A 22420-nucleotide genomic window follows, 5' to 3' on the forward strand; every position below is an offset into this window, starting at 1 on the left:
AGTTCGGCGGCCCGACGCTGCTCCAGACCGGCAGTTTGCTAGGGCTGGCCTCGTGGACGGAATGGACCAATGGGTGCGCAGCCGGTGCGAATCCTGCCGGAGTGAAGCTTACAAACTGGAGGCCTGCCGTAGGTCACGCCCTGCGGCAGGATCGTCTAGAGCCGCGGGCGGCGGCACTCATAGCGCTGCCGCCCTTCGAGCAATCAGGCGGCCGCCTTCTCCTCGGTCGGCGTCGGGCGCTTGTCGAACACCTCGTCGATCAGGCCGAAGGCCTTGGCCTCGTCCGCCTCGAGGAACTTGTCACGATCCATCGCCTTCTCGATCTCCTCGATCGGCCGGCCGGTATACTTGCTGTAGAGCGAGTTGAGCGAGTGGCGCATGCGCAGGATCTCGCGCGCCTGGATCTCGATGTCCGCGGCCATGCCCTGTGCGCCGCCGGACGGCTGGTGAATCATGATACGGCTGTTGGTCAGCGCGACGCGCATGCCGGGCTCACCCGCGGCGAGCAGGAAGCTGCCCATCGAGGCGGCCTGACCAATGCAGACGGTGCCGACGCGCGGGCGGATATACTGCATGGTGTCGTGGATCGCGAGACCCGCCGTGACGACGCCGCCCGGCGAGTTGATGTACATGTAGATGTCCTTCTTCGGGTTCTCGGACTCGAGGAAGAGCAGCTGGGCGGTGATGAGAGAGGCCATGTGATCCTCGACCCCGCCGGTCACGAACACGATCCGCTCGCGCAGCAGCCGCGAATAGATGTCGAAGCTGCGCTCGCCGCGGTTCGACTGCTCGATGACGATGGGGACGAGGCCGCCGACGATGTCGGCGTGGTCGGGGGTAGCCATTCGGGTTATTGTCCTTCTGCCCGGTGTCGCGGGCCAACATTGGCGTTCGCGGAGGAAGGTTCAAGGCCAAGCTGGCGTCAGCTTAGGTTGACAAAGTTGACACTCAGAGCCCCTTTTCCGACATAGGTCGTTACGGGATCGTAACTGCTACGATGCTGGCGCCGGTAAGCCGAGATAGGCCAGCCGCCGCACTTCGCGCCGGCCGCGCACCACCGTGTCGAGGATCAGCCCGGTGAAGAAGCAGAGGAAGCCGATGATGGCGAGGCCGACGCTCAGGATCGCGGTGGGGAAGCGGGGCACCAGCCCGGTCTGCGCGTAGGTGATGGCGAGCGGGACGGACAGCAGCACCGCGAGTGCGAGCAGCAGCGCGCCGATGGCGCCGAAGAACAGCACCGGCCGCTCTATCCGGTAAAGCGTGACGATGGTGCGCAGAATGCGCCAGCCATCGCGCCACGTGGACAGTTTCGAGGTCGAGCCTTCCGGCCGGGCGGCGTAAGCGGTGACGATCTCGGCCACGGGCATGCGCAGCTCCAGCGCATGGACGCTGATCTCCGTCTCGATCTCGAACCCGGTCGACAGCACCGGAAAGCTCTTCACGAAGCGACGCGAGAAGACGCGGTAACCGCTGAGAATGTCCCCGAAGCTGCGGCCGAACAGGCGGGCCAGAAGGCCGGTGAGCAGCGCATTGCCGAAGACGTGGCCGCGGCGGTAAGCGGCCTCCACCTCGTGCTGCCGCGCGCCGACGACCATGTCGAGATTCTCGTCGAGCAGACGCTGGACGAGCGCGGGGGCGGCTGCGGCATCGTAGGTCGCATCGCCATCGGCCATGACATAGATGTCCGCCTCCACATCGGCGAACATGCGGCGGACGACATGGCCCTTGCCCTGCATCCGCTCGGTCCGAACGACCGCGCCTGCAGCAGCGGCAGCGGCCGCAGTGCCGTCGCGACTGTTGTTATCGTAGACGTAGACGGTGGCGCCCGGCAGCGCGGCGCGGAAGCCGGCGACGGTCGTGCCGATCGCCGCTTCCTCATTGTAGCAGGGCAGCAGCACGGCGATGCGGGGAGCCTCGATCATGCGGTGCCTTCTGTGTTCCTTGCCCGGGGAGGCGGCTAGCCTAGCAGCGCGGCCTTAGGGGAACAGGGCTTTAGATAGGGTGAAGGGGCGGTGTGTGCGTCGTCCGCGGCGCAGTCCGGCGCAGGCACCATGCATCAGACTTGGAATATGCGCCTGAGCGGCGGCAACTGGGTGCGCCGCACGGTGGATCCCGGACCAAGTCCGGGATGACGAAAGTGTAGACGTTACAGTCGGGACAACGGGGCGCCGGGTGCGGCGCCCCTGCCCGCCTCAGCCTTCCGCGTCGGTGGCGGCTTCGGCCTTCTTCTTGCTCGCGCGCTTCTTGGGCGCGGGCGCTTCGGCGGCCTCGTCACCCGCAGGTGCGGCCTCGGCCTCCGTCGCCGGCTCCGCCTTCTTGCGGCTGGCCTTCTTCTTCGGCGCGGGCTCCTCGCTCACCTCCTCGGCAGCCGGCTCGGCATGATCGTGGGCGTGGCCGTGATCATGGTGATGGCCGTGATCATGGTCGTGGTCGTGATCGCAATCCGGGCCGTGGACATGGACGTCCTGCGGCGCGGCGGTGCCGGAGAAGGCGCCCTCCTCGGCCTCGATCGCGGCTTCCAGCTCCTCGCGGGTGGTGGCGCGATCGGTGATCTCGGCCTGGCCGAACAGGTAATCGACCACCTTGTCCTCGTAGAGCGGGGCGCGCAGCTGGGCTGCGGCCATCGGATCCTGCTGGACATACTGGATGAAGCGCTGCTGATCCTCGCCGCGATACTGCTGCGCGGCCTGCGCGATCAGGCGATTCATCTCCTGCTGCGACACCTCGACGCCGTTCAGGCGGCCAATCTCGGACAGCAGCAGACCGAGGCGGACGCGGCGCTCCGCGATCTTGCGGTAATCGTCGCGCTCCGTCTCCATCTCGGCACGGGCGGCGGCGGGATCGGACTCGCGGCTCGCTTCCTGCTCCAGCTGCTGCCAGATCTGCGCGAACTCGGCCTCGACCATCGACGGCGGCACTTCGAAATTGTGCCGCTCGGCCAGCTGGTCGAGCAGCTTGCGCTTCATGTGCGTGCGGGTGAGGCCGTTCAGCTCCTGCTCGATCTGCCCCTTGATGAGACCGCGCAGCTGCTCGAGGCTCTCGAGGCCGAGCTGCTTGGCGAACTCGTCATCAATCGCGGTGTCGAGCGGCACTTCGACCTTGGTCGCCTTCACCTCGAAGGTGGCGGGCTTCCCGGCGAGGAAGGCGGCCGGATAATCTTCGGGGAAGCTGAGATTGAGCACGCGCTCCTCACCCAGCTTGATGCCTTCCATCTGCGTCTCGAAGCCGGGGATCAGCCGTCCGGAGCCGAGCTCGACTGCCATGTCGGTTCCGGTGCCGCCCTCGAACGCCTCGCCATCTTCCGTCTTGCCGACGAAATCGATCGTGACGCGATCGCCCTCGACCGCCGGATGGCCTTCCTGCGCATCCTCGTAGCGCTTTGACTGGCCGGCGAAGCGCGCGATCTGCGCGTCGATCTCCGCCTCGTCCGGCTCGACCGTCAGGCGCTCAAGCGTCAGCCCCTCGGTGGACGGCGCGGGAACGTCGGGCAGCACTTCGAGGCTGACCTTAAGCTCGGCATCCTGGCCCGGCGCATAATCGCCAAGCTCGACCTGCGGCTGGATCGCCGGACGCAGCGCCTGCTCGGCCAGCAGCGTCTGCACGCCCTGCTGCACCGCCTTGTTCAGCGCATCCTGCTCGATCGCCGGGCCGTGCATCTTGCGCACGAGGTTGGCCGGCACCTTGCCGGGGCGGAAGCCGGGCATGCGGACCTGCGGCGCAACCGCCTTGATCTCCGCCTCGACGCGCGCGGCGATATCCTGCGCAGGGATGGTGAGCGTGTAGGCGCGCTTCAGCCCCTCGTTCAGCGTCTCGACGGTCTGCATGGGATCTTCTCAACCTCTAAGGACAGCGGGCACGGCCCTGCCGATGAACGCTGCGGGCTGGTGCGGGCGAAGGGACTCGAACCCCCACATCTTGCGATACTGGAACCTAAATCCAGCGCGTCTACCAGTTCCGCCACGCCCGCCCCGGAGCCGCAGATTCCGCCGCCCTATAACAGCGCGACGGACAAGGGCAAGTTTGCCTGGAGACAAGCCTGCATTCACGCGTTTGCCACCGACCATCCCTCAAGGAGACCCGCCATGGCGAGCACCCCCGACAACCATCCCGACAGCCTGCCGCCGGAGCGGTCGGACGATATCGAGCGCGTCTCGCCGGGTGGCGACGACGGCCGCACCAGCGTGGAGGATACGAGCGGCGACGGCAATTCGGTGGACAGCCCCGGCACCTATGGTGGCACGGCCGGCACGGGCGGCGTCAACAAGGCGCAGGAGGACCTGGATCGGTGATCCGAATCGGGAGTGCGGCGCTGACCGCGACGATTTCGCCGCGGGGCGCCGAGCTCCAGTCGCTGACCGACCGGCAAGGCCGCGGCTATCTGTGGGACGGCGACGCCGCCTGGTGGGGTGGGCGTTCGCCGATCCTGTTTCCCGTGATTGGCGTGGTGAATGGCGGCACGATCCGCGTCGATGGGCGCGCTTACACCATGCCGAAACATGGCGTCGTCCGGCACCGCGACTTCGCGCTGGTGGAGGCGGGTGACAGCGCCGCCACCTTCCGGCTGGAGGCCGATGCGGAGACGCTTGCCGCCTATCCGTTCGAGTTCGCGCTGGAGGTGAGCTACCGGATCGAGGATGCGACGCTGGCGATGCAGGCGCGCGTGGAGAATCGGGGCGCGGCGGCGATGCCGGCCAGCTTCGGCTTCCACCCCGCCTTCCGCTGGCCGCTGCCCGGCGGAGAGCGGGACGGCCAGCGGCTCGTCTTCGAACATGCCGAGCATGAGCCGATCCGCCGGATCGATCCCGCCGGCCAGTTGCAGGCGCGGACCTTCCCCTCACCCATCGTCGGCGACACGCTGACGCTGGAGGATGGGCTCTTCGAGGAGGATGCATTGATCCTCGACGGGCTGTGGAGCCGGGCGGCAACGCTCGAATCTCCGGGGGCGCGATCGCTCCGGATCGAGTGGCCGGGCATGCCGCTGCTGGGTGTGTGGACCAAGCCCGGCGCGCCCTTCATCTGCATCGAGCCCTGGCAGGGCGTGGCCGATCCGCAGGGATACGCCGGCGAGTTTCGCGACAAGCCGGGCGTGGTGGAGATCCCGCCCGAGGGATCGCGGACGTTCGAGATGCGGGTGACGCTGGCTTAATCGTCGTCGCGGCGACGGCGGCGCTCCGCTTCCTCCTTCTGGCGCTTGCGCATCTCGCGCGCTTCCCTGGCCTCCTTCTTGCGCATCTTGCGGCCGTAATTGCGGTCCGCCTCGTCCTGGCTGGTGGTCAGCCAGTCGGCGGTCTGGCCGGCGACCTTGAAGGGCGCGGTGACGACGCTGGCCGCGGTGCGGACGCAGCCCGACGTAAGCGCCGCCGCGGCGAGGATGAGGAGGATACGCACGCAGTTACTCCCGAGGCTTGGGCGCGACCCTAGCGCGTGGCGGATGAACCGCAACTGGCGGCACCTCCCACGGGTGACGGCCACCGGTGCGGACGACAGCGACGCGGAGGGGATCGAAGCCGAGCGCGAGGCCGCCGGTGGTGCGGAGCAGCGCCGCGTCCGCCTTCAGCCAGCGGGGCTTGCAGCCGCGCGGCAGGCGACGATCGCTGACGACGATGTCGGCGGCGGCGCGGGCGCGGGTGAAGGCGCCCCACTCGACCCGGTAGGCGCTGCGGGTGGCGAGCAGATGCCAGGTGCGACCGCCGCGGCGGATGGCGGCGGTGCAGAGATCGCGGCCGCAGCGGGCGCCGGGCCAATCGTCGAACGCCGCCGCCTCGCCGTCGATCGCCGCTGCCTCACCCAGCAGATCGCGGACGTAATCGCCTGCGCGAGGACGCAGCAGCGCGAGGCCGCCCTCGTCCCCACGCAGCGCGACGTGGCGACCGTCGCCGGTGACGAGCAGATCGGGCGGGCGGGCCGACGCGGCCCAAGCGACGCCGATGAGGATAGGAGCGAGACCGAGCAGGCGTACGCGCGTCCGCCAGAGCGCCAGCCACAATCCGCCCGAGACCATCGCGCCGAACGCGCCCGCGGGCATGGACGGCAGCATCCGCGAGGCGCCCGGCGCCGCGGCGACTGTCCGGGCGATCCACAGCAGCAGGTCGAGCGCCTTGCCCCCCGCCCACCAGAAGGGTCCGCCAAGCCCGATCGTGTCGAAGATCAACGCGGCCGCCTCCAGCGGCATGGCGACGAAGGTTGAGAGCGGGATGGCGACAATGTTGGCGAGCGCGCCGTAGAGGCCGGCGCGGTGGAAGTGCCACAAGGCGATCGGCATCAGCGCCAGCTCGACCACGAGGCCGGTGAGCAGGAGCGAGCCGAGCGCGCGGGCGATGCGGCGCGGCAGCGCCTCCTCACGGCGGATGAACCAGCCGCGAACGCGCGGAGAATCGTGCAGGGCGACGATGGCGACGATCGCGGCGAAGCTGAGCTGGAAGCTGGCGCCCACCAGCGACTCGGGCCACAGCAGCAGCACCACGAGCGCGCCTGCTGCGACCAGCCGCAAGGTCATCGCCTCGCGCCCAAGCGCCAGTGCGGCCAGCACGAGCACGGCAGCGATGCAGGACCGGATCGTCGGCACCTCGGCCCCGGACAGCAGGGTGTAGGCCACCGCCGCGCACGCCCCCGCGCCGGCGGCGACCAGCGGCAGGTTCCAGCGGAGCGCGAGCGCAGGGCTGAGCGCCAGCAGCCGCAGGACGAGCAGCATCGCTGCGGCGGTCACCGCAGTGACGTGCAGGCCGCTGATGGAAAGCAGGTGCGCGAGGCCCGAGCGGCGCATGGCCTCCGCCGCATCGTCCGGGATGGCGCCCTGATCGCCGGTCGCAAGCGCCGCGGCAACGCCACCGGAGGCGCCGGGCAGGCGAGACTGGATGTGGGCGGACAGCCTCGCGCGCAGATCCGCCAGCCGCGCGGCCGGGCCGGGCTTTGCCGCGGGCGCGATCAGGGTCGCGCCGGGGAAGGCACGCCCGCTCGCGCCGACGCCGCGGAACCAGGCGATGCGCGAGAAATTATAGGCTCCGGGCAAGGCGGCAGGTGGCGGTGGGACGAGGCGGGCGCGCAGCGACAGGCGCGCGGTGGGCGCAAGCCCTGCCGGGACGTCGGCCGCGGCGAAGCTGACGCGCAGGCGCGGCGGCAATCCCTGCCCCGGATCGGGGGCGAGCAGAACGCGCACCGCATCGCGCGCAGGCAGCGGCTCCACCGTCTCGACCGTTGCGGCGAAGGCGGCGACGACGGTGCGGCCCAGCACCGGCGCGGCGACCGACTGTGATCGCCACCAGACCAGCCCGCAACCGAACGCCGCGACGAGCAGCAGGATGGCGAGCGCACGGCTGGCCCGCGTCCCCTGCCCCAGCACCGCAAGCATCGCAGCAAGGCCGCCGGCGCCCAGCATCCATCCGGCCCAGCGCGCCGGATCCGGCAGCGCGAACCAGGCCGCAATCCCCGCCCCCAACCCGATCGGCAGCCACAGCGGCAGCTGATCGCGCTCCATTTCGAGCCACGACTCGGTCGCGGCAAGCGCACGGGCCGCCCCGACAGGGCTTCCGCCTGCCGAAAAGCCCGTGCTAGGGGCGCGCGCAAGTCGGCTGGCCATGCGCCATCGTTGGAGAATGCACGCATGGGCGCAAGCGCCGAAGCTCAAGGGTCAGCGGTCGTCACGCGTTTCGCGCCCTCGCCCACGGGATTCCTGCACATCGGCGGGGCGCGCACCGCCTTGTTCAACTGGCTGTTCGCGCGGCACCATGGCGGCAAGTTCCTGCTGCGCATCGAGGATACCGACCGCGCGCGCTCGACCCAGCCGGCGATCGAGGCGATCCTCGACGGGATGCGATGGCTCGGCCTCGACTGGGATGGCGACGAGACCTACCAGTTCGCCCGCGCCAGCCGCCATGCCGAGGTGGCGTTCGACCTGCTGGCACGCGGCCACGCCTATAAATGCTACGCCACGCCCGAGGAGCTGGCCGAGCTGCGCGAGGCGCAGCGCGCGGCGAAGCTGCCGCTCCGCTATGACGGGCGCTGGCGCAACCGTGACGCCAGCGAAGCGCCGGAGGGCGCGCCCTTCGTCATTCGCCTGAAGGCGGAAACCGAGGGCGAGACGACGATCCACGACCGCGTGCAAGGCGCGGTGACGGTGCGCAATGCCGAGCTGGACGACATGATCCTGCTCCGCTCCGACGGCACGCCGACCTATATGCTGGCGGTGGTCGTCGACGATCACGACATGGGTGTGACGCACGTGATCCGCGGGGACGATCACCTCAACAACGCCTTCCGCCAGCTGGGAATCGTTCGCGGCATGGGCTGGCCGGAGCCGGTCTATGCGCACATTCCGCTGATCCATGGCGCCGACGGGGCCAAGCTCTCCAAGCGGCACGGCGCGCTTGGGGTCGACGCCTATCGCGACGAACTCGGCATGCTGCCGGAAGCGGTGAACAATTACCTGCTGCGGCTCGGCTGGGGCCATGGCGACGAGGAGATCATCGGCCGCGACCGCGCGACCGAGCTGTTCGACCTTGGCGCCGTCGGCCGCGCGCCCTCCCGCTTCGACCTGAAGAAGCTGGAGAATCTGAACGGCCACTACATGCGCGAGGCGGGCGATGCGCGCCTGGCCGAGCTTGCGACTCCGTTCGTCGAGGCGGCGCTCGGCCGCGCGCTGACGTCCGCGGACATCGATCTGCTGCGCCGCGCCATGCCGCACCTGAAGCCGCGGGCCAAGGATTTGCGGGACTTAGGCGATGCCGCCACCTTCCTGTTTCGCAGTCGCCCGCTGGCGATGGACGAGAAGGCCCGCTCTCTGCTAACCGGCCCGGCAAGCGACCTGTTGGCGGCAGCCGAAGGCGCGATCGAGGCGGTGACCGACTGGCGCGCGGAAGCGATCGAACAGTCGGTTCGCGAGCTCGCGGAGAGAGCCGGCGTAGGGCTCGGCAAGGTGGCGCAACCGCTCAGGGCGGCGCTGACCGGCCGCACCACCTCCCCCGGCATCTTCGATGTGCTCGAACTGCTCGGCCGCGACGAGAGCCTCGCCCGCTTGCACGACCAGACCCGCGCCGCCGCGTCCGCGACCGGCGCCAACCAGGAGAACCTCGATGGCTGACGCCACCGCCAAGCTGGACCTCGACGGCAAGACCTCGGAGTATAAGGTTCTCTCCGGCACGACGGGGCCGGACGTTATCGACATCCGCAAGCTCTACGGCACCACCGGCGCCTTCACCTACGATCCGGGCTTCACCTCGACCGCGTCCTGCTGGTCGAAGCTGACCTATATCGATGGCGATCAGGGCATCCTGCTCCACCGCGGCTATCCGATCGACCAGCTGGCCGAGCAGTCGAGCTTCATGGAGGTGGCCTATCTGCTGCTGAACGGCGAGCTGCCGGGCAAGGCGGAGCTGGAGACGTTCACCAACACGATCACCCGCCACACGATGCTGCACGAGCAGCTGTCGACCTTCTATCGCGGCTTTCGGCGCGATGCGCACCCGATGGCGATCATGTGCGGCGTCGTCGGCGCGCTGTCCGCCTTCTACCACGATTCGACGGACATCAACGATCCGCAGCAGCGCGTGATCGCCAGCCATCGGCTGATCGCCAAGATGCCGACGATTGCGGCGATGGCGTACAAATATTCGGTCGGCCAGCCGTTCGTCTATCCGGACAACACGCTGAGCTACACCGCCAACTTCCTCAAGATGACCTTCTCGGTCCCGGCGGAGGAATATGTCCCCGATCCGGTGATCGTGGACGCGATGGACAAGATCTTCATCCTCCACGCCGATCACGAGCAGAATGCGTCGACCTCCACCGTGCGTCTCGCCGGTTCGTCGGGCGCCAATCCGTTCGCGTGCATCGCGGCGGGCATCGCCTGCCTGTGGGGCCCGGCGCATGGCGGCGCGAACGAGGCGGCGCTGAACATGCTGCGTGAGATCGGCACGCCCGACCGGATCCCCGAATATATCGCCCGCGCCAAGAACAAGGACGATCCGTTTCGGCTGATGGGCTTCGGACACCGCGTCTACAAGAATTTCGATCCGCGCGCGAAGGTGCTGTCGAAGGCGGCGTCGGACGTGCTCGACCGACTCGGCATCTCCGATCCGGTGCTGGATACGGCGCGCGAACTGGAGCAGATCGCGCTCAAGGACCAGTATTTCATCGACAAGAAGCTTTACCCGAATGTCGATTTCTATTCCGGCGTGATCCTGTCGGCGATCGGCTTCCCGACGACGATGTTCACCGTGCTGTTCGCGCTTGCGCGCACGGTCGGCTGGGTGGCGCAGTGGAACGAGATGATCTCGGACCCCGAGCAGAAGATTGGCCGCCCGCGCCAGCTCTATACCGGCCCGACGCAGCGGGATTACGTGCCGGTGGCGCAGCGCTGACAGGCTGACCATGCCGCTGGCGGAGATCGTCTCCGTCGGCGGCGCATCTTCTTCAGGAGAGCGTGCAGCGGGCCGCCTTCAGGCCGCCCGTTTGAACGCTGGCATCACCCCGCCGGCAGGATCAGCGTGAACCGCGCGCCCTGCCCCGGCGCGCTGTCCACCGTCAGGTCGCCATCCATTGCGCGGGCGAGACGGCGCGAAATGTAGAGGCCGAGGCCCGTGCCGCCGGGCTCGTCCGGATCGACCCGTTCGAACTTGTCGAAGATGCGCACCTGATCCTCGGGCGCGATGCCCTTGCCCTGGTCGGCCACGGTCAGCCGCACCTCTGCACCCGCCGCTTCGCCCCGCAGCCACACCGCGCTGCCCGGCGGCGAGTAGCGCACGGCATTGCCGACGAGATTGACGAGGATCTGGAGGACGCGGCGATATTCGCCGATGGCGGAAAGCGTCTCGTCGACCTTTGGCGGGTCGATCCGCACCTCGCCGTTGAGCGCGCGGATGGCGAGCAGGCCGGCGGCGCGGCGGGCGAGATCGGCGAGGTCGATCGGCCCGCGCTCCGGCTGGAAATCGGGCCGCTCGATGGCCGACAGGTCGACCAGATCGCCGACCAGAGCGAGCAGGTGACGACTGGCGGTGGCGATATCGGCGGCATAGCCGGCATAATCGCGGCGCAGCGGACCCTCGTCGCGCGCGCCGATCGCATCGGCCAAGCGGATGATGCGATCGAGCGGCGCCTTCAGCACTTCGCCAAGCCGGGTGGCGAAAGCATCGCCCTGCCCCGCGGCAGGAGTCGTTTCTGGCGGCGCCGGTGAACGGGGGACGGCGGTGCCGCGGAAGCCGCGCAGCCGCCCGGCCGTGTCGAACAATGGCGTACCCGCGAGCAGCAGGGGCGCGCCGCCTGCCGCGCGAAACTCGGCCGGCTGCCCGTCGAACGCGCGCTGTTCGGCCATCGCCTCGACCAGCGGCAGCGCGCCGGTGGCATCGGGCAGGAGCGTGAAGGCGCGGGTGACCGGCTCCCCGACCAGTCCCGGGACGGGCGGCGCGGGCCACATCGCGGTGAGGCGCAGCGCGGCGTCGGCCTCCCACGTCAGGTCGGCCTCCGCGCGCAGGAAATCCTGCTCGATCGCGGGCGCGGAAGCTGGCTGCCGCTCCGTCCACGCGACGATCGAGAGGCGAACGCCATTGCCATCGGGCGCGGCGCGGACCCAGAGGGCGGCTTCGCCCTCCCCGTCCGCCGCGACCACCCCGCGCGAGATGGCGACACCGAGCCGGCGCGCCAGCCGGGCGACCTGCGCCAGTTGCGGCACCGCGATCACGCCCTGAGGCTCCCCGCCTGCACGCGCGTGAAGCGAGGCGAGCGCCGCGTCGGTCTCGACCAGCCGCAGCCCCGCGTCGAGCCGGCCATGGACCGGGTGGTTCATGCGAGCGCCTGAATGGCGGCGCGGAAGGCCGGATCCAGCCGCCACAGCCGGGTCGCCTCGCGCGCATCGGCCTCGCTCAACGAAGCGAGATCCTCGCCGATCTCGCCGATATCGCGTGGATGGACGAGCCATGCGGCAAGGATGCGGCCCGCCCCCTCGCCGCCCAGCCCCGCGGCGCGCAGCAGCACGGCGAGGCGGCTGCCCGCCGGATCGAGCGCCATCTCCCACGCGCCCGCGGGATCGAGCGCAGCACGGTGCGCCAGTGCAGCGACCGTGACCGCCACCTGGCCGCCCTCGGCGAAGTCGGCGACCGCATCATCCTCCAGCCGGCCGGCGCGATCGAGCGTGCGGACCAGAGCGAGCGCGCGGCCATCGAACCCCGCCGCTTCGTCATGGCCGGCGAGCAGCGCCTGTGCAGCGGCGGCGGCAGCACGATCCACGGCGGCGGCGGGCAGATCGTCGCGCTGGACCAGCTCGATCCTGAGCGCGGCGGCAACCGACCAGACGAGGCGGTGGAGCAATTCGCCGGGCAGGTCGACCAGCGGCAGCGCGGCGTCGTGGAACCCGTCATACCGGCGCGCCTCCGCCGTCAGGACGGCAGCGGCGGCGCGCGCAATCTCCACATCGGCATCGCCCAGGATCGCCTCCAGCGGGCCGGGCCCGCCTGTCCGGCGAAGGCGGCGGCCGAGGCGGTGCTCCGTCGCGCGGCGCAGCAGCAGCGCGACCAGCTCGACATCGTGGGGCAGACCGGCGCGCTCAAGCACCGGCAGGGCAATCGGCGTTTCGCGTTCGACCAGCACCGGCGGCGCATGCTCGCCAAGCCGCTCGGCAATGCCGCGGGCGAGCGCGCCTTCGAGATCGAGCAGGATGCCCTCGGCCATGCGCGACACGGCGGCACGCTGATAATCGGAAAGGCGCGCCGGACCGGGCAGCGCGATGTCCGCAACCGCCGCCTGCACGCGCTGACGCGCCGCCACGCCCGCGGCGGCGGCATCCGCCAGCAGCCGCGCCGCAGCGCTGGGCAGGTCTCGAAAAGGCACGGCCATGCCGTCTTCCTAAGCGTATCTCGTTAAGTTCGGTTAAACCGCACGTGACAGGCGATCCTGCACCAAAGCGAAGGACGCGGTGGCATAGAGCGCGGTCAGCGCCACCGCCCCCGGCCAGCCGGCCACCAACAGGCCGCCGAGCGCACTCCAAGCGAGCGCATCCACGTCCGCCACCGCTGCCGGAACCGCCTCGCCCCGCCGCCGCAGCATGGCCGTTTCGCGGGCGGCTGCCAGTTGTGCGAGGATGGCGATCAGCGCCGCCAGTGGCCACAACCGCTCACCAAGCTGGGCCGACACCCACAGCAAGGCGGCTGCGGCGCCGCTGGCGCGGATGCGCCCGAGCAGCGGGCCGAAGCGGACCCGCCCCAGCCGCAGCCGGGCAAGCCGGGTAGCGCTCGATCCAAGCGGGCCTGACAGCAGGAGCAGCGCGAGTGCCACGCCCGGCCATCCCGCCGCCGCCACCGGCAGAGCGAGCACGCCGAGGGCAGCGGCGGCAATCGCCAGCCAGAACGGATCCACCGGTCGGCTGCCGAGGAGGCGGACGAGCGGCACCTCCACCAACGGGAACAGCCAACGCGACGTCCACGCGCCGGTGGTGGTGCGCGATGCCGCAAGCCGGCTCGACGGCACGCCTTCCGCGACGGGCTCGCGCAGCAGGCGAGGCGAATCGTCCGTCTCGATCCGGCGGGCGCCGGCCTGGACCAAGCGTCGCAGCAGCACCGATTGCGCATCCCACTCACCGGGCAGTGTCGCGACATGGCGGGCGAGCGCGCCATCCAACGTGGCAAGACCGCCCCAGCCATGCGCCGCATCGATCCGCTCGAACGCGGGCGAGGCGGCCGACGGTACAACCAGCAGAGCAGGTGCGGGCGCATCCGCCATCCGCTCGGCCAGCGGCTGATCCGACAGGCAGCCATCGGCGAAGAGCAGGATGCGCTCGTCGGGGTGCATGCGATCGGCCGCGTCGCCCAAGCTGCGCGCCACCTCGACCGCTACGCCGTCGCGCCGCAGCCGATCGAGTGCGGCGAGGAGATCGGGCGGCATCGTGCCGACCAGCACGACGACATGGCCCGCCCCCGCGGCAACCGCCTGCCGCACCTGATGCTCGATCAAGGTCGCGCCGAGAAACGGCACGGTGGCGCGCAGCGTGCTGCCCGTATCGGCGGCCTCGGCGGCAAAGATCAGCGCGGCGCGCGCGCTCCGTTGGTCCATGCCGCGTGCCTAGAGCCTGATCGGCGGAGGGGGAAGCGCGGCGATCCGCCGGGGCGGATCAGGTGCGGATCAGACGTGCAGCAGCGCCAGCTCCAGATCGATGCGGCGCAGCATCGATTCGGTCGGGCGACCCGCACCTGCCTCAGTCGCGCAGTTCAGCAGGCCGACCGCGCCGAAGCTGGCGGCGAGGCTGGCAAGGCGGAGCGCGGCATCGGGCCAGCTGGCCGCATCCAGCGCGGCGAGGCGGCGGCGCTGCGCGGTCGCGGCCTCCAGAAAGGCCCGGCGCAGCTCCGCCAGCAGGCCAGGATCGTCGCCGACGGCATCGGCAAGCATGGCGGACAGGGTCGGCGTCTCGATCATAAGGTGGGAGCGTGCGGCCAAAGCCTTAACGACACGTTTCCGCAGCCCTTCCCCGTTCGGCCTGACGTGGTAAACCGCCGTCATGGGCATACGGGGCATCCGGGCGGAGATCGCCCCTGAACAGGATCTGGCGGCGGAGCCCGAAGGCGAGCCGGTGGCTTGGGCCGGCTGGGTGGAGGACGAGGCGGAGGATGCGCCTGTCCGCACGCCGCTCGACATCGCCGCGGCCGCTGTCGCCATCGTCCTCGCGCTCGGCTGGCTGGTCATCGTTATCTATGCTGCGCGGGTCTCGCTGCGGACAAGCGGGGATCGACTGGTCGATCTGTTCCTGCTGCTGCCTGCCGCCACTGCGCCGCTGGCGCTGATCGGCATTGTCTGGCTGCTGGCGCAGCGCACCAGCCGGCGCGAGGCGCGGCGCTTTGCCCGGACGGCGGCGGCGATGCGGATCGAGGCGGCCGGGATGGAGGCCGTGCTGGCGCGGATCGGCGGCGCAATCGACGAGAATCGCCGTTTGCTGGCCGATCAGGCGGATCAGTTGCTGGCGCTGGGCGAGGAAGCCGCGGCACGGCTGGCGCATGTGCGCGGCGGCATGGCCGAGCAGAGCACGCAGATCGGCCGCCAGACGCAGGCGCTGGACCGGGCCGCGACGACCGCACGGAGCGAGATGGATGCCCTGCTCGCCGATCTGCCGCGAGCCGAGGCGCAGACGCATGCCCTGGCCGAGCGCCTGCGCGACGGCGGCACGGCAGCCAACCAGCAGGCGGGTGCGCTGACCGAGGCCATCTCGACCCTGACGACCCGCGCGCGCGAGGCGGACGAGACGGTGAACGGCGCGGCGCAGCGCCTCGCCTCCAACCTCGCGGGCATGGAGCGGCAGGGCACCGCCACGGCCCGCCTGTTGACCGAAGCAGCGGGCACGCTGCGCGGCCAGGTCGACGATGCGATGAGCGCGACGGCGACGGCGCTGGCGGCGGCGCGCGAGAGCATCGACGCGCAGGGCAGCGCAACGATGGCGCTGATCGACCAGTCGCGATCGGCGCTGGAGCGGACCGGCAGCGAGGCCGCGGCGGCATTCGGCGAACGATTGGATGGTGCGGCTGCACGGCTGGACGCGCTCGGCCAGCGGCTGGTGGAGCAGGATTCGGCCAGCCGCGCGCTGGTGGCCAAGCTGGAGCAGGGCCTCGCCGCGGTCGAGGAGCGGCTGGCGTCGCTGGACGAGACCGGGCGCGAGCGCACCGCCACGCTCGACGATGCGGTCGCCACGCTGCGGACGCAGGCGGAACGTGCCACGCTGGCGCTGAACGCCGGTGCGGGTGCGGCCGGCGAGCTGACCGGGCAGGCCGAGGCGCTGCGCCAGGTGATCGATGGGATCGGCCGCGAGATCGATTCGCTGCCGCCCTCGTTCGATGCGGCGGATGCAGCAGCCCAGCGCAGCCGCGCGTCGGTGGCCGCGACCGGGCCCGAAGTCGCGCGGCTTGAAGCGGCGGCGCGCGCCGCAGCGGAGCGACTGACGCTCGTCCAGGCGCGCTTCGCCGAACAGCAGGCGGCGGCCGACCGGCTGGGCGAAAGCGTCGCCGCCCGCATCGCCGAGATCGAGGCGCATGGCCGCGTGCTGGAGGAGATCGAGACACGGTTCGCCAGCTTCGGTGATGCCGGGGCCGAGCGGACGGCGGATCTGGCGGAGGCGATCGTCGCGCTGTCCGGTCACGCGCAGGCGATCTCGCAGACGTTCGGATCGAGCGTGACCGCGGCGGACACCCTCGCCGCCCGCACCGCGTCATTGGGCGATACGATCGCCCGCGTCGGCACGCAGGCGGATCGTGCGCGCGAGACGGTGACGGCCGCGCTGCCGGAGGCGCAGTCGCTTGAGCGCGCGGTGGAGCGCGCGATCGACCGGATCGGCGGCGTGGATGCGGCCGCAGCCGAGCGCCGCGCCGAGATCCTCGCCGCGACCGATGCCGCCGAGGCGCGCCTCGGCCAGCTGACCGGCGAACTGGACCGGATGCACGCCGCGGTCGCGCGGATCGGGACGGAAGCGAATGCGGTGGCGGAGAGCGCGACGCCGCGGCTGGTCGAGGCACTGCTCCGCGTGCGCGAGACGGCGAACGTTGCGGCGAACGCCGCGCGGGACGCGATGGCGGGCATCGTCCCTGCCGCAGCGCAGGCGCTGGGCGACGCAGCAGGCGCCGCGCTGGAGGCGAGCGTGTCCGAGCGGGTCGAGGCGCAGATGCAGGCGGTCGGCCAGGCGGCGGAGCGCGCCGTCGCTGCCGCGCATCAGGCGACCGACCGCCTCATGCGGCAGATGCTGACGATCACCGATACGACCACGGCGATCGAGGCGCGGATCGAGGAAGCGCAGACGCAGATCGCCGAGCGGGAGGAGGACAGCTTCGCTAGGCGGACGGCGCTGCTGATCGAGTCGCTCAATTCGACGGCGATCGACGTGGCCAAGGTGTTCGCCACCGACGTCGCCGACAATGCCTGGGCCGCCTATCTGCGCGGCGATCGCGGCGTCTTCACCCGGCGTGCGGTGCGGTTGCTGGACGCGGCGGAAACGCGCGAGATTGCGCGCTATTACGAGGAGCGGGCGGATTTCCGCGAGCAGGTGAACCGCTACATCCACGATTTCGAGGCGATGCTGCGCCGCGTGCTGGCGGGCCGCGACGGAGCGCCGATGAGCGTGACCCTGCTGTCGTCGGACATGGGCAAGCTCTACGTCGCGCTGGCGCAGGCGATCGAGCGGCTGCGCGCCTGAGCCCTCCCCCGCTCAGGCGGGGTGCTTCATCGTTTCTTCGAACAGGTTAATCGCATCGGGCATCAGCCAGCCATTGACGTAGTTGGCGTAATAGAGCGCGAACAGCACGGCCGAGACGATGGTTGTCCACAGGCAGGTGCGGCCAAAGCTGAACCGCGGCGGCGCGCTTTCCGCTTGGCCGCGCACGACCACGTTCGGCTCGTTGCCGCTGCCCAGGCGGAAGGGCAGCACGAGGAAGAAGCTGAACGACCAGAACAAGGTGTAGATCGCCAGCGCGGAGGTGAACTTCATAATGGTGCCCGGACGGTGAGGTGCCCGTCCTCCTACGCCCACGCCGCGCGCAAGGGAATGTCGCGGCCGCTCAATCGACCAGTTCGGCGGTGACGCGGCGGTTGGCCGGATCGGACGCGGCATGGCCGGGCAGCGGCTGCGTGTCGCCGACGCCCACGACGTCGAGGCGCGATCGCATGATGCCTTCCGCCGCCACCAGGGCCGCCACTGCATCGGCGCGGCGGCGCGACAGCGCGAGATTGGCGGCAGGATCGCCTACTGCATCGGTGTGACCGGTTATGCGCACGCGCCGCTTGGCAAGCCGCGGATCGCGCAGCGCGGCGGCGAAGCTGCGCAGGCGCGTGCGGCTGGCGGGCAGCACATCGGCCGAGCCGGAGACGAAGCCGATGCGCAGATCGAGCAGCCCCGCCTGAGCGGGCGCAATCGCCTTCGTGCCACCCGCTTGCCCTCCGCCGGGCCGCGTGAAGCTGAACCCCCGCGCCGCACCGACCCGCCGCGGCGTGCCCCTGGGCGGCGTCGCGGCGGATCCGCATCCGCCGAGCAGACCACAGACCATCGCTTCCTGAGCCGGCGGAGGTGCCGCAGCGCCCGGCGCAGCGAGCATCGCGGCAGCGCCAAGCAGAATCGCGACCCGCATGTCCGGCGCTCCACTTACCAGCTCAGAAACAAGCGGAATGGCAGAGCCGCCACCAATGCGGGGTGCCGTGGATCACACCCGTAGCAGCAGCACCTCGACCACCGGCTTCTTGCCGGTCCACGCCACTGCACGGCGGCGCACCGCCAAGCGCACGGCTTCGCGCAGCTTGGCCTCGTCACGCCCGCCGTCGGCCAGCGCCTTTTCCGCGGCCGCGGTGGCGTCGTCGAGGAAGGCGGCGCGATCCTCTTCCACCGGCAGGCCCTGGATGGCGATCTCCGGCTTGCCTGCCGCCCGGCCGTTCTTGCCCAGCGCGACCGCGACGGTGACAACGCCGTAATTGGCGATACGCCGCCGCTCGTTCATCGAGGAGCCGTCCGCCGGCAGGATCACGTCCCCATCAAGGATCAGGCGCCCAACGCGCTCATGTCCGAGCTTCTTCGGACCATCGGGCGCGAGGCGGACGACCTCGCCATTTTTCTGCAGCACGGTGCGCGGCACGCCCTGCGCCTGCGCGAAGCGCGCATGCTCGGCCATGTGGCGCAATTCGCCATGCACGGGCACGACGATTTCGGGGCGGATCCAGCCATACATCGCCGCCAGTTCCGGCCGTCCCGGATGGCCGGAGACGTGGACGTGCGCCTGCCGGTCGGTGATCATGTGGACACCCATCTCGGCGAGGCGGTTCTGGATCGCGCCGATGGCCATCTCGTTGCCCGGGATCTGCTTGGACGAGAAGACGACCGTATCGCCCGCCGACAGCTTGATCTGGTGCGACCCGCTGGCAACGCGGCCGAGCGCCGCGCGCGGCTCCCCCTGCCCGCCCGTCGCGATGATCATCACCTCGCGCGGGGGCAGGCGCATGGCGGCGTCGAAGTCGATCGTCTGCGGGAAATCCTTGAGGTAGCCGGTTGCCTTGGCCACCCTGATGATGCGGTCCAGCGAGCGGCCGGCGACGCAGAGCTGCCGCCCCGTATCGCGCGCCACCTCGCCCAGCGTCTGCACGCGCGCGGCGTTGGAGGCGAACGTGGTGACGAGGACGCGGCCAGTGGCGGCGCCGATCACCTCGTCCAACCCCCTGCGCACGCCCGCTTCGGAGCCGGACGCCTCTTCATTGAACACGTTGGTGCTGTCGCAGACCAGCGCCAGCACGCCCTTGTCGCCGATCGCGGTCAGCTCCTCCGCGGTGGACGGCGTGCCGAGCTGCGGCGCCTCGTCGATCTTCCAGTCGCCCGTATGCATGATCCGGCCGAACGGCGTCTCGATCAGCAGCGCATTCCCCTCGGGGATGGAGTGGGCCAGCGGGACATAGGTGAAGCCGAACGGCCCAAGCTCGAACGAGCCCTCGTTCGGGATGACGTGGAGCTTGACCTTGTCGCCCAGCCCCTCCTCGTCCAGCTTGCCGCGGATCAGGCCGGCGGTGAACGGCGTGGCGTAGAGCGGCACGCCGAGATCGGCGGCGAGATAGGGGATCGCGCCGATATGGTCCTCATGCCCATGCGTCAGCACGATGCCGAGCAGATCGTCGGCATGTTCCTCGATGAACTGGAGATCGGGCAGGATCAGGTCGACGCCGGGATAGGCCGGATCGGCGAAGGTCAGGCCGAGATCGACCATCACCCACTTGCCCTGGCAGCCGTAAAGATTGACGTTCATGCCGATCTCCCCCGAGCCGCCGAGGGCGAGGAAGAGGAGTTCGTTGCCGGGTGTTGTCACTGTAATCCTTCGTGAAAGCACCGCCGTGCCGCATCGCGGCCAAGGCGGCATCGGGCGGGCCGAGGGCGGTTGCTGCCCTAGGCGTCGACCCGCTGGTAAAGCAGGCCGAGCCCGCGAATGGTGAGATCGGGTTCGATCGTGTCGAACAGGGATGTATGCTTCTCGAACAGCACGGCAAGGCCGCCTGTCGCGATCACCTTCGCCGGGCGGCCGATCTCCGTCTTGAGGCGCGCGATCAGCCCCTCGATCATCGCGACATAGCCCCAGTAGATACCCGCGAGCATCTGATCCTGCGTGTTGCGGCCGATCACCGCCGTCGTCTCCGGCGCCTCGATGGCAATGCGCGGCAGCTTGGCGGTGGCGCCGACCAGCGCATCGAGCGACAGGTTGATGCCGGGCGCGATGATCCCGCCCTTGTAGGCGCCCGTCCAGTCGACGACGTCGAAGGTGGTGGCGGTGCCGAAATCGATGACGATGGCATCACCCGGATGCAGCGCGTGTGCGGCGATGACGTTGACGGCGCGATCCGCACCGACGCTGGCCGGCTCCTCCACGTCGAGCTCGATCCCCCAGGCTGCGCGACCGCGGCCGGCGACCAGGGGTTCGGCCCGGAAATATTTCTGCGCCAGCACCTCAAGATTGTGCAGCGCGCGTGGCACGACGGTGGCGACGATCACCGCGTCGACATCCTGCACCGTCAGTCCTTCCAGGCTGAGCAGCTGGTGCAGCCAGACGGCATATTCGTCCGCGGTGCGCCGCGGATCGGTGGCGATCCGCCAGCGTGCCCGGATGCGCAGATCGTCATCCAGCAGCGCAAAGACGATGTTGGTATTTCCGGCGTCGACCGCGAGCAGCATGCGACTGCCTTAGCCGGGTTCGTTCCCCAGCGATAGCGCAGGTGCGAACGGCGCCTGCGGGATCAGCGTGCGGGCCGCATCGGTGAACGGCCGGACTGTCAGCGACGGCAGTGTTTGCGCGGCAGGATCGTCGAGGCCGAAGCGCGGCACCTCCCGCCGCTCGGCCGGCCGGTGGAAACTGCCGCCGAGCCGATCCCATAGGGCGAGCACATTGCCGAAGTTCCGGTCGAAGTGGCGCGGATCGGCGCTGTGATGGACCTGATGGTGCGCGGGCCCGAGCAGCCAGCCGCCCCAGCGTGGGCCGAGCGTGACCCACAGGTGCGAGTGTTGCAGGTGCGTCAGCAGCGCCGCCGAGATCAGCACCAGCGCGCCCGTGCCGCCGATGCCGAGCGGCTCGACGGGGTGCCCCGCCAGCACGTCGCACACTGCCCCCGCCACGCCCGTGGCGAGCGCGACCAGATTGTAGAAGACCAGCGTATCGACGGGGTGCACGCGAAAATTGGTGAGCAGCGACAGCGACTCGGCCGAATGATGCACCTTGTGGAACGCCCACAGGACGGGCACGCGGTGCTTCAGCCGGTGATCCAGCCAGTAAGCGGCATCGTAAGCGATGAAGGTAAGGGCCGTCGCCGCGATCACCACCACGCCCGGGGGCACACCGGCGGCCAGCGCCGGGATCGAGCCAGCGAGCAGCGGCCTGAGCCAGGACCGCACCATCTCTGACGAGATCAGCGCCCAGCCGAACGTCACCCCGCCGCCGCACAGGCTGAACAGGAAGAAGCCGATATCCACCTGGCCCGAGCGGCTGCGCCACAAGCGGCGCGGGACCAGCACCCGGCGGAGCACCGCGATCCTAGGCAGGCGCGTCGTCCGCGGCACGGCGAGCGGGAGGCTTATCGCCAGCGTGACGAGCAGCGCCGGCAGGAACAGGCTGGAGCCGGGCTGGAGGAACGTGCCGCCAATCTGATTGGCCAGCCCCGCGGCCAGAATGTTCGCCCATTCCCCCATGCGACGGGGATAGGCAGCAGGCTCCTAAGGCCTCCTTAAAGCAGAAACACGTCGCCTGCCTGCACCATGATGACGCCCTCCGCGGTGCGCAGGCGAAGCGCGCCATCGACCGCGAGCCCGTCGAACAGGCCTTCCCGCATGCCATCTGCCGCCTGCACCCGCAGCGCGGTGCCGACGGGGTGCGCCCGTTCGAGCCAGCGCGCGCGAACGGGATCGAACCCCTCCCCGCGCCAGCGCGTCAGCCAGCGCGCGAAGGATGCGGCAAGCTCCTCCACGAAAGTCGCAGGCGCGGGCGCGGCGGCGATGTCGGCCAGCGCCGCGGTGGGACGGTCCAGCGCCGGCGGGCGGTGGGCGAGATTGACGCCGATGCCGACCACCACCGCGCTGGCATCCGCCTCGAGCAGGATGCCCGCCGCCTTCGCCCAGCCGTTTCCGGCATCGAGCATCAGATCGTTCGGCCACTTGATCCGCACCTGCCCGGCGCCCGCGTAGGCAGTGAGCAGTTCCTCCAGCGCCACGGCGGTGACGAAGGCGAGCGTGGCGGGCGGTGGATCGCCCGCGCGGCGGCGGACGAAGGTCGAGGCGTGGAGATTACCCGGCGGCGACACCCAGATGCGGCCCAGCCGCCCGCGGCCGCCCGTCTGCACATCGGCGCGGACCCAGCTTCCCTCCGCCGCGCCGGCGCTGGCGAGGGCGCGGGCATCGTCGTTGGTGGAGCCGGTCTCCGCCCGGTGGTGGATCAAGCGACCGCCCGACCCTGCAAGA

20 protein-coding genes and 1 tRNA gene are annotated in these 22420 nt (G+C 70.3%); 5 read left to right on the top strand and 16 right to left on the bottom strand.

Translation table 11 applies throughout. The annotated features are described in order from the left end of the window. Positions 1–203: 203 nt before the first annotated feature. The 4 genes from BM360_RS04470 to BM360_RS04485 all read right to left on the bottom strand — a co-directional run bounded on the left by BM360_RS04470 (position 204) and on the right by BM360_RS04485 (position 3967). Positions 204–845, bottom strand: coding sequence for an ATP-dependent Clp protease proteolytic subunit (locus BM360_RS04470; RefSeq protein ID WP_093311348.1), 642 nt, complete (start codon positions 843–845; stop codon positions 204–206). A 147-nt stretch (positions 846–992) separates the two neighbouring features. Then, on the bottom strand, positions 993–1922 hold the full coding sequence (locus BM360_RS04475; protein ID WP_093311355.1) for a glycosyltransferase family 2 protein: 930 nt from the start codon (positions 1920–1922) through the stop codon (positions 993–995). 270 nt (positions 1923–2192) lie between these two features. Next, positions 2193–3824, bottom strand: a complete 1632-nt coding sequence (tig, locus tag BM360_RS04480) for a trigger factor (RefSeq protein ID WP_093311364.1) — start codon at positions 3822–3824, stop codon at positions 2193–2195. A gap of 58 nt (positions 3825–3882) precedes the next feature. Continuing rightward, positions 3883–3967, bottom strand: a tRNA-Leu gene (locus BM360_RS04485). Between the two features lie 115 nt (positions 3968–4082). On the opposite strand from BM360_RS04485, the gene BM360_RS04490 reads away from it, so the two are divergent. Continuing rightward, complete coding sequence (locus tag BM360_RS04490; RefSeq protein WP_093311372.1) at positions 4083–4289, top strand: hypothetical protein; 207 nt, start codon at positions 4083–4085, stop codon at positions 4287–4289. Continuing rightward, entirely contained in the window at positions 4286–5146 is an 861-nt protein-coding gene (locus tag BM360_RS04495; protein ID WP_093311376.1) for an aldose 1-epimerase family protein, read from the top strand. The genes BM360_RS04490 and BM360_RS04495 overlap by 4 nt, the downstream gene beginning before the upstream one ends. Here BM360_RS04495 and BM360_RS04500 read toward each other — a convergent pair. Further along, complete coding sequence (locus tag BM360_RS04500) at positions 5143–5388, bottom strand: hypothetical protein (RefSeq protein ID WP_093311379.1); 246 nt, start codon at positions 5386–5388, stop codon at positions 5143–5145. The two genes, BM360_RS04495 and BM360_RS04500, sit on opposite strands and share 4 nt — an antisense overlap. Positions 5389–5392: 4 nt before the next feature. Continuing rightward, a complete protein-coding gene (locus BM360_RS04505; protein WP_242653314.1) occupies positions 5393–7474 on the bottom strand; it encodes a ComEC/Rec2 family competence protein in 2082 nt (693 codons plus the stop codon). A gap of 126 nt (positions 7475–7600) precedes the next feature. Here BM360_RS04505 and gltX point away from each other — a divergent pair, with 126 nt between their 5' ends. After that, positions 7601–9076, top strand: coding sequence for a glutamate--tRNA ligase (gene gltX / locus BM360_RS04510; protein ID WP_093311385.1), 1476 nt, complete (start codon positions 7601–7603; stop codon positions 9074–9076). Further along, positions 9069–10355 carry a citrate synthase gene (locus BM360_RS04515; protein WP_093311386.1) on the top strand — a complete coding sequence of 429 codons (1287 nt, stop codon included), beginning with the start codon at positions 9069–9071 and terminating at the stop codon, positions 10353–10355. Before gltX ends, BM360_RS04515 begins: the two co-directional genes overlap by 8 nt. Positions 10356–10459: 104 nt before the next feature. On the opposite strand, the gene BM360_RS04520 is transcribed toward BM360_RS04515, so the two are convergent. The 4 genes from BM360_RS04520 to BM360_RS04535 all read right to left on the bottom strand — a co-directional run bounded on the left by BM360_RS04520 (position 10460) and on the right by BM360_RS04535 (position 14394). Next, positions 10460–11776 carry a sensor histidine kinase gene (locus tag BM360_RS04520; RefSeq protein WP_093311389.1) on the bottom strand — a complete coding sequence of 439 codons (1317 nt, stop codon included), beginning with the start codon at positions 11774–11776 and terminating at the stop codon, positions 10460–10462. Continuing rightward, a complete protein-coding gene (locus BM360_RS04525; RefSeq protein WP_093311391.1) occupies positions 11773–12822 on the bottom strand; it encodes a DUF2336 domain-containing protein in 1050 nt (349 codons plus the stop codon). The genes BM360_RS04520 and BM360_RS04525 overlap by 4 nt, the downstream gene beginning before the upstream one ends. Before the next feature lie 33 nt (positions 12823–12855). Beyond that, the gene (locus BM360_RS04530) at positions 12856–14034 is read right to left on the bottom strand and encodes a hypothetical protein (RefSeq protein WP_093311394.1); all 1179 of its coding nucleotides are present in this window, start codon (positions 14032–14034) and stop codon (positions 12856–12858) included. 69 nt (positions 14035–14103) lie between these two features. Further along, positions 14104–14394 (bottom strand): hypothetical protein, encoded by a 291-nt coding sequence (locus BM360_RS04535; RefSeq protein ID WP_093311397.1) that lies wholly within the window; start codon positions 14392–14394, stop codon positions 14104–14106. An 82-nt stretch (positions 14395–14476) separates the two neighbouring features. On the opposite strand from BM360_RS04535, the gene BM360_RS04540 reads away from it, so the two are divergent. Then, entirely contained in the window at positions 14477–17149 is a 2673-nt protein-coding gene (locus BM360_RS04540; protein WP_093311400.1) for a coiled-coil domain-containing protein, read from the top strand. A 12-nt stretch (positions 17150–17161) separates the two neighbouring features. Here the strand turns inward: BM360_RS04540 and BM360_RS04545 are convergent, their stop codons facing one another. The 6 genes from BM360_RS04545 to BM360_RS04570 form a co-directional block, all read right to left on the bottom strand. Further along, entirely contained in the window at positions 17162–17440 is a 279-nt protein-coding gene (locus tag BM360_RS04545; RefSeq protein WP_093311403.1) for a DUF1467 family protein, read from the bottom strand. Between the two features lie 70 nt (positions 17441–17510). Further along, on the bottom strand, positions 17511–18077 hold the full coding sequence (locus BM360_RS04550; protein WP_093311405.1) for an OmpA family protein: 567 nt from the start codon (positions 18075–18077) through the stop codon (positions 17511–17513). 72 nt (positions 18078–18149) lie between these two features. Further along, the gene (locus tag BM360_RS04555; RefSeq protein ID WP_278247391.1) at positions 18150–19790 is read right to left on the bottom strand and encodes a ribonuclease J; all 1641 of its coding nucleotides are present in this window, start codon (positions 19788–19790) and stop codon (positions 18150–18152) included. 77 nt (positions 19791–19867) lie between these two features. After that, on the bottom strand, positions 19868–20647 hold the full coding sequence (locus tag BM360_RS04560) for a type III pantothenate kinase (protein WP_093311410.1): 780 nt from the start codon (positions 20645–20647) through the stop codon (positions 19868–19870). Positions 20648–20656: 9 nt separating this feature from the next. Next, a complete protein-coding gene (locus BM360_RS04565) occupies positions 20657–21655 on the bottom strand; it encodes a sterol desaturase family protein (protein ID WP_093311413.1) in 999 nt (332 codons plus the stop codon). A 35-nt stretch (positions 21656–21690) separates the two neighbouring features. After that, positions 21691–22398, bottom strand: a complete 708-nt coding sequence (locus tag BM360_RS04570) for a biotin--[acetyl-CoA-carboxylase] ligase (RefSeq protein WP_093311415.1) — start codon at positions 22396–22398, stop codon at positions 21691–21693. Positions 22399–22420 lie beyond the last annotated feature (22 nt).

This window comes from Sphingomonas jatrophae, assembly GCF_900113315.1.
GTDB lineage: Bacteria > Pseudomonadota > Alphaproteobacteria > Sphingomonadales > Sphingomonadaceae > Sphingomonas_P > Sphingomonas_P jatrophae.